The sequence below is a fragment of the Clostridium sp. genome, assembly GCF_051650885.1.
Lineage (GTDB): Bacteria > Bacillota > Clostridia > Clostridiales > Clostridiaceae > Clostridium.
The window spans coordinates 1-1,441 of the sequence record NZ_JBOFRG010000185.1; the positions used below are offsets into that span (position 1 = coordinate 1).

Annotated in this window: 3 tRNA genes; all 3 read right to left on the minus strand. The window is 44.3% G+C overall.

The features are described from left to right. Window positions 1–296: 296 nt before the first annotated feature. The 3 genes from ACRC28_RS09065 to ACRC28_RS09075 all read right to left on the minus strand — a co-directional run bounded on the left by ACRC28_RS09065 (window position 297) and on the right by ACRC28_RS09075 (window position 1,233). Window positions 297–369, minus strand: a tRNA-Thr gene (locus ACRC28_RS09065). Between the two features lie 254 nt (window positions 370–623). Then, window positions 624–697, minus strand: a tRNA-Thr gene (locus ACRC28_RS09070). Between the two features lie 463 nt (window positions 698–1,160). Next, a tRNA-Thr gene (locus ACRC28_RS09075) sits at window positions 1,161–1,233 on the minus strand. Window positions 1,234–1,441 lie beyond the last annotated feature (208 nt).

Here is a 1,441-nt window from a genome sequence, read left to right on the forward strand (position 1 = left end):
TATTTATTCTACAGTACATTATATATGTGTGAGCTCCCACGTTTTTCCTCTTCACTGTAACCCAACATCCTGCTTCACATTCTCTCTCCATCATTCACAATTATTTATCCACCACTGCGCAATGAAGTGACGCAATGCATTGTGGGGAAGTTGAGAAATTCTTGCCTATCTAGTAGATTTCAAACAGAGGAATCTTCACAATGAAGGGGATTAAACATGACAGACTTTCTGTAGCAACAGTTAAATATGGATCATAATACATTACAGTTAAAGTCAAGAGATTAATCTACTGTTTAAGGCGCTGCTGGGAGTCGAACCCAGGATCTCCTGTTTACGAGACAGGCGCTTTAACCACTAAGCCACAGCACCTCCCTTTATCCTTGTGGCCAACCGTTTGTTGACCTATCTGACCTTTTAACCCCTTATACCCCCAAGTGGGTCACTCAGGTCCGCTAACCAGTCGCTTCTGGTGGTCCCTCGGGCTCGGCAGAAGCTCAGGGGTGACCGTGCCTTCACAGTTGTGGGCCCCAGTCTGTGGAACAAGCCAAATATTGTAAATAAAATGGATCTTTGTGGAGGAATAAACATGCAAGACAGTGTTCATTTATGGTACAGTAACAATAAGGCACTGCTGGGATTCGAACCCAGGATCTCCTGTTTACTAGACAGGCGCTTTCACCAACTAAGCCACAGCGCCACAACAGCTGCAAAGTCTTCCTTGAAGAAAGCATTCACCAAAACCAGCATGCCCCAGACCTCTGTCGTGAGGGGATTTTTCACCTTCCTGTTTGTGCGGTCGTCTTTATTTGCCACAACCAGCCAATGTGTCAACTGTACAGACGTTAGCAACACACTCACCGACTGCGTGTGGAGTCAATCTGTGCGACAGCTCAGCTTTTAATCGTTGTCAAAACTAAGGAATTCAAGTTCCTTAGTTAATTTCCTCTAGTCTCTCTGTGTTCATGAAGTGGATACATAAAGCCTCAGGTAGAGACACGGACAATTTGACTGAAAGTAAGACTCCTGAGAGGTTGCAGGAGCTTTTGTCAGCCTATGATGCTTCTGTCGGCAACCGACTCAGAGCTGAGCCAGACTATTAATACATCAGTTGTGAGCAGACTGTGTTGTCTGTGCACAATGGTAGCTATTGAATAACAACAAGGCGCTGCTGGGAGTTGAACCCAGGATTTCCTGTTTACGAGACAGGCGCTTTAACCACTAAGCCACAGCACCTATGTTGTTGCCTTGTACGATAAGAAGGTCAAGCGTTCTTACAGACTCGTTTGTTCTGTGCAAAAAAAAAAACCCAGGAATCATCAGTTTGTTGAAATCATGAACCAAACATGACACTTCGGACTAAAATGAAGCCAAATATTGTAAATAAAAAGGATCTTTGTGAAGGAACAAAGATCCTTCATGTGTGTTGTTCATGTAGGGGACA